This is a genomic window from Kitasatospora sp. NPDC056138 (genome assembly GCF_042264695.1).
In the GTDB taxonomy this organism is placed as follows: domain Bacteria; phylum Actinomycetota; class Actinomycetes; order Streptomycetales; family Streptomycetaceae; genus Kitasatospora.
Genome location: NZ_JBHJVK010000037.1, coordinates 81,185 through 89,142 on the forward strand (window position 1 = coordinate 81,185; position 7,958 = coordinate 89,142).

Annotated in this window: 6 protein-coding genes; 1 reads left to right on the plus strand and 5 read right to left on the minus strand. The window is 71.5% G+C overall.

All coding sequences use genetic code 11. The features are described 5' to 3' along the window. Positions 1 to 107: 107 nt before the first annotated feature. From ggt to ACFC1R_RS22455, 5 genes are all read right to left on the minus strand, one after another. A complete protein-coding gene (gene ggt / locus ACFC1R_RS22435) occupies positions 108 to 1,898 on the minus strand; it encodes a gamma-glutamyltransferase (protein WP_375941220.1) in 1,791 nt (596 codons plus the stop codon). Positions 1,899 to 2,550: 652 nt separating this feature from the next. Then, complete coding sequence (locus tag ACFC1R_RS22440; RefSeq protein WP_375941233.1) at positions 2,551 to 3,660, minus strand: ROK family glucokinase; 1,110 nt, start codon at positions 3,658 to 3,660, stop codon at positions 2,551 to 2,553. Positions 3,661 to 3,662: 2 nt separating this feature from the next. Beyond that, on the minus strand, positions 3,663 to 4,478 hold the full coding sequence (locus tag ACFC1R_RS22445; protein ID WP_375941235.1) for an ATP-binding cassette domain-containing protein: 816 nt from the start codon (positions 4,476 to 4,478) through the stop codon (positions 3,663 to 3,665). Continuing rightward, entirely contained in the window at positions 4,439 to 5,464 is a 1,026-nt protein-coding gene (locus ACFC1R_RS22450; RefSeq protein ID WP_375941222.1) for an ABC transporter permease, read from the minus strand. The genes ACFC1R_RS22445 and ACFC1R_RS22450 overlap by 40 nt, the downstream gene beginning before the upstream one ends. After that, complete coding sequence (locus tag ACFC1R_RS22455; RefSeq protein ID WP_375941224.1) at positions 5,461 to 6,450, minus strand: substrate-binding domain-containing protein; 990 nt, start codon at positions 6,448 to 6,450, stop codon at positions 5,461 to 5,463. Before ACFC1R_RS22455 ends, ACFC1R_RS22450 begins: the two co-directional genes overlap by 4 nt. 352 nt (positions 6,451 to 6,802) lie before the next feature. Here ACFC1R_RS22455 and ACFC1R_RS22460 point away from each other — a divergent pair, with 352 nt between their 5' ends. Then, positions 6,803 to 7,882, plus strand: a complete 1,080-nt coding sequence (locus tag ACFC1R_RS22460) for an alpha/beta hydrolase (protein ID WP_375941226.1) — start codon at positions 6,803 to 6,805, stop codon at positions 7,880 to 7,882. The last annotated feature ends 76 nt before the right edge of the window (positions 7,883 to 7,958 follow it).

The window sequence follows — 7,958 nt, forward strand, 5'->3', positions numbered from 1 at the left end:
GCACGGATCCGGGCGGGCCCGGGGCTGTGCGGGAGCTCCCGGGGGCGCGGGAGGAGTCCGGCGCACCGGCTGGAAGCCTCCCGCGCCCCGTCGGGCCGGCCCGGTGCTCAGTGGCTGGGCCGGACCACCGCCGCGGCACCGCCGCCGCGCCGGACGGGTTCGGCCGCCGCGATCCAGCGACCGTCGGGCAGCCGTTCGACACCGGTCGCCGCGCCGATCTCGCCGCCGTCGGTGAAGCTCTGCCCGAGCGCCTCCAGGGCGGTCCGCTCGGGCAGCGCCAGGAACGCCGGCTCGGCATAGGTGAGCGCGGTGTTGCGCTGGCTGGCCCGTGGTGCGGCGATGGCCTGTTCCAGGGTCAGTCCGCGGTCGATCCGGCCGAGCAGCACCTGGAGCGCGGTGGTGATGATGGTCGCGCCCCCCGGCGAACCGGTGGCGAAGAACGGCTTGCCGTCACGGAGCACGATGGTCGGCGAGATGGACGACCGCGGCCGCTTGGCGGGGCCCGGCAGGTTGGGGTCGGGCACGCCGGGGGTGACGGGGGTGAAGGAGAAGTCGGTCAGCTCGTTGTTGAGCAGGAAGCCGCGTCCCGGGACGGTGATGCCGCTGCCGCCGGTCTGCTCGATCGTCAGGGTGTAGGAGACCACGTTGCCCCAGCGGTCCGCGACGGTCAGGTGCGAGGTGCTCTGGCCCTCGTACGTCTCCGGCACGGCCGGGCCGCTGCTCGCGCAGGCCGCCGGGTGGCGCGGGTCGCCGGGGGCGAGCGGGCTGGTCAGCGCGTGGTCGGGGCTGACCAGGCAGGCTCGCGCGGCGGCGAACTGCGGTGAGAGCAGCTGCCGGGTCGGCACGTCCGAGAAGCCCGGGTCGCCGACCCAGCGGTTGCGGTCGGCGAAGGCGATCCGGCTGGCCTCCAGGAAGCGGTGGTAGTACTGGGTGCTGCTCAGCGAGGCGAGGTCGCTGTGCGAGAGGATGCCGAGTGCCTCGCCGACCGTGGTGCCCCCGGAGGAGGACGGCGCGATGCCGTAGACGTCGTAGCCCCGGTAGTCGACGTGGGTCGGCTGCCGGCGGTCGACCCGGTAGGCCGCCAGGTCGGCCGCGTCCACCTTCCCGGGACGGGCGGTGCGTCCGGAGGCCGGGTCCACCGGCGGGTGCTGGAGGGTCTTGACGATGTCGGCGCCCAGATCGCCCCGGTAGAGCGCGTCCACACCCTCGCGGCCCAGCTCGCGGTAGGTGGCGGCGAGGTCCGGATTGCGGAACGTGCTTCCGATGACCGGAAGTCGGCCGCCGGGCAGGAAGAGCTTCCGGGTGTCGGGGAAGTCCTTGAACCGGTCCTGGTTGAGCGCGGTCTGGTCCTGGAACGTCTGGTCGACCAGGAAGCCGTGGTCGGCGATCCGCTCGGCGGGCTTCAGTGCCTCGGCGAGGGAGCGGCTGCCCCAGAGGTCCAGGGCGCGCTGCCAGGTCGCGGCGGTGCCGGGGACACCCACCGAGAGGCCGCTGGTCACGGCGTCCGCGAAGGCCAGTGGCTTGCCGTTCTCCAGGAAGAGCGAGGAGTCGGCGCTCCGGGAGGCGGTCTCCCGGCCGTCGATGGTGGAGACCCTTCCGGTGTGCGCGTCGTAGTAGACGAAGTAGCCGCCACCGCCGATACCGGTCGAGTAGGGCTCGGTGACGCCGAGGGCGGCTGCCGTGGCGACGGCCGCGTCCACCGCGTTGCCGCCCCGGCGCAGCACCTCGATCCCGGCCGCCGTGGCATCGGCGTCCACGCTGGCGACGGCGCCGCCGTACCCGACCGCCTCCGGCGTCTTCGGCGGTGCGGCACCCTCGGCCTGCGCGGGGGCGACGGCCGAACAGATCAGGGCCGTGCTCAGCGCGAGCGTTGGGACGAATCGGACCAGAGCTCTCATGCGGGCCTCCTGAGGCAGCGTCAAGTCCCCGTTCTTTCACACGGAGAGCGGTCGCCACAACGCCGCATCGGGACGCCTTTGCGCCACTACCGGCCGGTACGGTCGCGGTCGCTCCGCGACCCCGTCGACGGGTTTGCTTCGACAGCACCCACTCATCCGGGGCGGGACGGCACGCCCGGGCCACCAAGCGTCGGAGCCGGGAGCGAGAGCATCCTCCCGCCGGGCCAACTCACCTGCCTCCAGCAGAAGTTGACCTAATCGGAGTGCCTTGGGCCGCGCCCGGCGGCCACGTCACCGGCGAGATTACCGACATCGCCCAACTGCCCGACGGCGTCCGGCCGGACACCCGGGCCCGGGCTCGACCACCACCTCGGGGCACCGTCGACGGCATCGACCGCGGCCTGCCCGTCCACTACGGGCCGCAGCTCCGGGACGGCTACGACGACCATCCCACGACCGACCTGCCGTCAGCGGCTCCACCAGCCGGCTCGCCCCGGGCCCGCGCGGCCGGCTCGACACCGGCTCACTCGGCACCACCGGCACCGGCACCGGCTGGAGCGGACCTCCGGGCTCCACGCACCCCGGCAGTCCGCTCCGGCACACACCCGTACCCACAGCCGCAGCCGCACCAGCAGCCCGGATCCTCCGCAGCTCAGCCGAGGTGTGCCCGCTCGGAGCGGCGGCGCTTGATGGTGCGGAAGCGCCGCGCGACCTGGCGGGCCAGGTCGGCGGCGCCGACCAGTCCCGCCTCGTTGCCGAGGGCCGCGTGCACGATCTGGGCCTCGGGGCGGAATCCGCGTCCGGTGAGGGTGCGGCGGAACGCCTCCTGGGCCGGGCCGAGCAGCAGGTCGCCCGCGTCCGAAACACCGCCGCCGATGACGAAGCGTCCGGGGTCCAGCGCGGCGGCCAGGTTGGCGATACCGACGCCGAGCCAGTTGCCGATGTCGTAGAGCAACTCGATCGCGACCGGGTCACCCGCCCGGGCCGCCTCGGTGACCAGCGGTCCGGTGATCCCGTCCCGGGAGCCGCCCGCGCGGGCGAGCAGCGGTTCGACCACCGGCGACTCCTCCTCGACCAGCGAGCGGGCCTCCCGGACCAGGGCGTTGCCGGAGGAGTACTGCTCCCAGCAGCCCCGGTTCCCGCAGGGGCAGCGGTGTCCGCCCGGCACCACCTGCATGTGGCCGAACTCGCCCGCCAGGCCGGACTTTCCGCGGTCGACGAAGCCGTCCCGGACGACCGCGCCGCCGATGCCCGTGCCCAGGGTGATCATGACCATGTGGTCCTCGCCCCGGCCTGCCCCGAAGCGCCACTCGGCCCAGGCGGCGGCGTTGGCGTCGTTCTCCACGATCACCGGGAAGCGGAACCGCTCGCTGAGGGCTTCCTGCAGCGGTTCGTTGCGCCAGTTCAGGTGCGGGGCGAACAGGACCCGCGAGCGGTCCGCGTCCACCCAGCCCGCCGCGCCGATGCCGACCGCGTGCACGTCGTGCCGGTCGGCCAGCTCCAGGACCAGTTCGACGATGACGTCCTCGACCACCTTGGCACTCTTGCTCTTGTCCGGGGTCTCGGTGCGCAGCCGGTCGATCACCTTGCCCTCACCGTCGACCACTCCGGCGACCACCTTGGTGCCGCCGATGTCCACGCCGATGGTGGGCAGGCGCAGCACGCTCGCGGGCAGGGCCCGGCGCCGCCGGTCGGCGTTGCGCGGGCCGAGGCCGAAGAGGGTGGGCAGCACTGGCGGCCTGGCGGTGCCGCTCGGGATCACGGTCACGTCGGCGGACGCTCCTTCGGGTCGGTACGGCCGAGCTCGTGGGAGAGTTCGGCCAGGTCGGATCCGCCCGCCATCTCGGTGGTGAGCTGTTCGAGGCTGATCTCCGAGCGCGGATGGCTACCCGCCATCCTCCCTCGTTTCAGCAGGGTGAAGTGGTCGCCCACCAGATGGGCGTGGTGGGGGTTGTGGGTGATCAGCACCACCCCGAGCCCGGCGTCCCGGGCGGCGGCCACGTACTTGAGCACCACGCCCGACTGCTTGACGCCGAGCGCGGCGGTCGGCTCGTCCAGGATCAGCGCCTTCGCACCGAAGTGGACGGCCCTCGCGATCGCCACGCACTGGCGCTGTCCGCCGGAGAGGGTGCCGATCGCCCGGTCCACGTCGGGCAGGTCGATGCCCATCCGGGCCAGGGCCTCGCGGGTGACGGCCCGCATCCTGGGGACGTCGAGGCGGAACCTGCCGAGTTCGGCCCCGAGGAAGAAGTTCCGCCAGACCGGCATCAGCGGCACCACGGCGAGGTCCTGGTAGACCGTCGCGATCCCCCGGTCCAGCGCCTGCCGGGGCGAACCGAGCCGGACCTCCTCTCCGGCGATGGCGTAGCGGCCCTCGTCGTGCTGGTGCAGCCCGGCGATGATCTTGATCAGAGTGGACTTGCCCGCGCCGTTGTCACCCAGCACGCAGCTGATCTTCCCCGCCTCGACCGCCAGCGAGACGCCCTCCAAAGCGCGGACCGCCCCGTAGTTCTTGCCGACCTCGGTCAGTTCGAGCAGTGTCACCGGCCCGGCCCCCGTTCCGCCCGTCGCTTCACCCAGGAGTTGAGCAGCGCGGCCAGCAGCAGCATCGCGCCGAGGAAGAACTTGAACCAGTCCGGGTTCCACTGGGCGTAGACGATGCCCTTGCTGGTCATCCCGAAGATCAGTGCGCCGAGCGCCGAGCCGACCACCGAGCCGTAGCCACCGGTGATCAGACAGCCGCCGATCACCGCCGCCACGATGTAGATCAGCTCGTTGCCCACGCCCTCCCCCGACTGCACGGTGTCGAAGGAGAACAACAGGTGCTGCCCGAGCACCCAGGCGCAGAAGCCGACGCCCAGGTAGAGGCAGGTCTTGGTGCGGGCCACCGGCACCCCGACCGCCCGGGCGGCCGCCGCGTCTCCGCCGACCGCGAAGATCCAGTTGCCGAAGCGGGTGCGCAGCAGGATCCAGCTGCCGAGCAGCACCAGGCCGAGCCACCACCAGACCGTGGCCTTCACGGTGAGTCCACCCACGGTGAACTGGGAGGCGAACAGCCAGTGGCAGGAGGCGAAGCCCTGCATGTCGGCGATCGACTTGGTGGAGACCGTGCCCGAGACCAGCTTGGTGACGCCCAGGTTGGCGCCGGTGAGCATCAGGAAGGTGCCCAGCGTGACGATGAAGCTGGGCAGGCCGGTCCGGGACAGCAGCCAGCCATTCAGTGCGCCGACCCCCAGGGCCACCGCCAGCGAGACCAGCGACCCGACCCAGGTGATCGCGGTGAACTGGTAGGAGACCATCGAGGAGGTCAGCGCGGCGGTGGTCACCGCGACCCCGGCTGAGAGGTCGAACTCGCCGCCGATCATCAGCAGGGCCACCGGGACCGCCATGATCCCGATCGTCGAGGCGGCGTAGAGCACGGTGCCGATCGAGGCGGGCCGCAGGAAGCTCTCCGCCACCACGGAGAAGAAGACGAAGACCACGGCGGCGGCGAGCAGCGCGCCGAGCTCCGGCCGGGAGTGGTGCCGCCGCAGCGGCCGCTCGTGGGCGAGCACCTCAGTGTTCACCGGGTACCCCGGGCGACGTACTGGGCCAGGGCGCTCGCGTCGTCCTTGGTGAGCACCTGCGGTCCGGTGAGCACCGGTTTCCCGCCGCCGAGGGCGTCCAGGTTGTAGCGGTACAGCCAGAGCAGGTCGACGCCCTCGTAGCCCTGGAGGTAGGGCTGCTGGTCCACGGCGAAGCCGATCGTGCCGGCCTGGAGGCCGCTCACCACCTGGGTGCTGAGGTCGAAGGTGTCCAGCTCGACGCCGCGCCGGGCGTCCTGGATCGCCTGCAGCCCGGTGGCGGCGAGCGGGGCGCTGAGGGTGAGGACGGTGTCCAGGGCCGGGTCGGCCTGGAGCTTGGCGGCGATGGCGGCCTTGGCGTCGGGCAGGTTGACGCCGTCCACGTACAGGGTCTGGAGCTGCCCGCCGAAGGAGCTCTTGGCGCCGGAGCAGCGCTGCTCCTGGCCGACGTTGCCCTGCTCGTGGATCACGCAGAGGACGTCCTTGCGGCCCCGGGTGCCCAGCGCCGTCCCGGCGGCCTGGCCGGCCGTGGTCTCGTCCTGGCCGATGTGGGTGAGGGCGCCGAAGCGGGCCGAGAACTCCTGGCCGGAGTTGATGCTGATCACCGGGATGCCCGCGGCCTTCGCCCGGGCCAGCGGGGCGGCCATCGCCTCGCCCTTGGCCAGCGAGACCAGCAGTCCGTCGACCTTCTGGTCGATCGCCGCGTCGACCAGCTGGACCTGGCCCTGGGTCTGCGCGTCGTTGGAGTAGAGGAAGGTGATGTTGTCCTTGGCCGCGGCCTGCTCGGCACCCTTGCGGACGGTGTCCCAGAAGGAGTCACCCGCGCCGGCGTGCGTGACCATAGCGACCGTCCAGCGAGGGGTGTCGACCGCGCCGCCCGCCTTGCTCGCCTCCCGGTTGCGGGCCTGTTCGGCGCGCAGACCGCCGGTACTGCTGCACCCGGCGGCCAGCAGGGTGAGGGCGAGGAGCGTCATTACGGTTCGTGGCATGCCTACCAGTGTCGGGGGGCGGCGGCCGGGTCGTCACGCGCGCACCGCCGCCGGACCGCCGCGCGGGTGACGGTGCGCCAAGTCCGCGCGGTGCCCGGTGAGGCCAGGACCCGTTAGACGTACCGGTACTGGCGAATGGCAGACTTGTCCCCGCACCAAGCCGGTTCCCAGCAAAATGTGACGTTCCTCTCAGCTTTCCACCAGGTTTAAGAAGAACTGATCTCCCGTTCGAGACCGTCTGATCCCATCGGAGAGCGTGCCGGGCTAGCGGAGCCCGGTCAGCCTGCAACCCGGATACGAGAAGTAGATGCAACTAACTGGTAAGCCATTTCTGATCCTCACGATCATCCTCGTGCCGATCTCGATCGCGGTTGCCATGCTGCTCTGGGGGCGGGTGCGCGGACCCAAGCCGCTGCAGTTCCTGACCCGGCTGATCATGATTCTTTTCACCCAGATCACGGCCGTGCTGATGGTCTTCGTGATGGTCAACAACGCCAACCTGATCTACGGCAGCTGGGACGACCTGCTCGGCACCGGCAACCACATCCGGGCCGTGCCGACGGTGCCGAAGGAGGACCCGAACGGGGCTCCGGACCAGACGGCCAAGGACCGGCCCAAGGTCATCCAGCAGTTCAAGTCGGTCGACGACCCGAAGGTCCCCAAGGACGTCAAGACCACCGACCTGAAGGGCCAGGTGTCCGGCGTGGACGGCGAGGTCGTCGTCTGGACCCCGCCGCAGTACGACGACCCGGCGTACAAGGACAAGAAGTTCCCGGTCGTCGAACTGCTGCCGGGCTGGCCGGGCTCCTCCTCCACCTGGTACGGCTCGCTGCACGTCACCACCAAGCTGAAGCCGCTGATGCAGAACGGCCAGGTCTCCCCGTTCATCCTGGTCTCCCCGCGCACCCTGCTGCTCGGCAACACCACCGACACCGGCTGCGCCGACGTCCCCGGCAAGGTCAACGCGGAGACCTGGCTCACCCGGGACGTCCCGCAGATGGTCCTGGACAACTTCCGGGTGGACGACTCCGCCGACCGCTGGGCCGTGGCGGGCTACTCCGCCGGCGGCCACTGCGCCGAGAAGCTGGCGGTGGCGCACCCCAACCGGTACCGCGCCGGCATCAGCCTCTCCGGGTACAACGACCCGGCCGCCGAGGACGCCTCGCTCACCGCGAAGGACCCCCACCTGCGCGAGATCTCCAACCCGCTGAACATCCTGAAGACCGCCGCCACCCCGCCGAAGGTCGCGCTGTTCCTGGCCGGCAACAAGGGTGACGGCTACGAGTCCGGTCTCGCGGTGAAGGCCGCCGCCAAGGCGCCGACCACGGTCACCGTCCAGGAGATGACGGGCCCGCACACCACGGACGTCTGGAGCAACATGCTTCCCGAGGTCTTCAAGTGGCTGACGGGGATCATCCCGGTTCAGCACTGACGAGGAACGCAGGAGGGGCCCGCCGAAACGTTTAGGCGGGGCCCCCCGGCGGTGCCAGACCAAATCCACGTTGGGG

Bases quoted from the DNA above. Each gene is read 5' to 3' on its own strand.
- ggt (WP_375941220.1), bottom strand. From the start codon at position 1,898: ATGAGAGCTCTGGTCCGATTCGTCCCAACGCTCGCGCTGAGCACGGCC.
- ACFC1R_RS22455 (WP_375941224.1), bottom strand. From the start codon at position 6,450: ATGCCACGAACCGTAATGACGCTCCTCGCCCTCACCCTGCTGGCCGCC.